Genomic DNA, 1,046 nt, shown 5'->3' on the forward strand with positions numbered 1-1,046 from the left:
CGAGAATGAATTATAAATATAAGGACAATATTGTTACGGCTAGTAGTAGAATTGGCAGCGATTTCTGATGCTAAGACGGGAGTGGTAGCGGTAGCAATCAATAAAGTGCCTAAACTGCCAAGTACGATACCTTTCATGTTTGTTTCTCCTGGGGTTGATTCGCTTAATTACTAGAATGCAGGTCTTAACTGAGGAGGCAGTGACCCTTAACTGAGAATTTGATAAGGTCTTGCTAAGGAAACTGAAAGGGAGTCGGGAATCGGGAATCGGGAGTCGGGAGTCGGGAGTCGGGAGTCGGGAGTCGGGACTTTGGGGAGGGTGAAGCTCGGCCATAGCATGCTTTGGCTCAGTAACATCATGTTTAGTTATAAAAAACCATTACCCTTGGAACCTTACTCCTTTACTTCTGCCTTCTGCCTTCTGCCCTCTGCCTTGCTTTCGCGCCTAGTATAGCGCTACGCGCAAGTGAGAAGTCAGAAGTCAGAAATCAGAAGTAAGCTATGATTAAGTTTCGGAGTTTAGTAATGTCCTAATCTTAATGGGTAGTGCTATATAAGTATTCAACCGGAAATGATATAACGCCCTGTTTTCAACCCCTGGGAGGCTTGGAAATTCCACTTCCCTTCGGCTTTCTTCGCCACCACCAAAGAATAATGCCTACAGGAGTTGCTAAGATAACTCCTACTAGGAGATGAAATACTATATCTAGGGAACTGCAGCCCAAATAACTGGGAAGATTAGGGTCTTTAGCGTCTTTAGCTTGTTGGCAAGCTGGTAAAATTTTCTCGATAGCATCAGAGGCAACTTGGGACGAAATACCGCTGACCGCTAAGCCTGTACCAACTGTGGTAATCACTAGTTCTAATTTTTGTTCCCGTTTTTGGGCAGCCGCTTCGTTAGCTTGTAAGGTTTCCTGTAAATTGCGATCGCTTTCTGCTTGCTTAACCTCGATCATGCCCCGAATCGTGGCAGTCATCTGCTCAAATAAATGTTGAGTAGGTCTAAGGTAGTTGAGGTCTACTCGAATCTGACTTTGAAATTGGTTG

1 protein-coding gene and 1 pseudogene are annotated in these 1,046 nt (G+C 44.6%); both read right to left on the minus strand.

The features are described 5' to 3' along the window. Positions 1–206: 206 nt before the first annotated feature. On the minus strand, positions 207–338 hold the full coding sequence (locus F6K53_RS45180; RefSeq protein WP_293087694.1) for a hypothetical protein: 132 nt from the start codon (positions 336–338) through the stop codon (positions 207–209). A 251-nt stretch (positions 339–589) separates the two neighbouring features. Beyond that, positions 590–1,046: pseudogene (locus F6K53_RS45185) on the minus strand (hypothetical protein); the annotation flags it as partial.

It is taken from the genome of Moorena sp. SIO4A1, assembly GCF_010672065.1.
In the GTDB taxonomy this organism is placed as follows: Bacteria; Cyanobacteriota; Cyanobacteriia; order Cyanobacteriales; family Coleofasciculaceae; genus Moorena.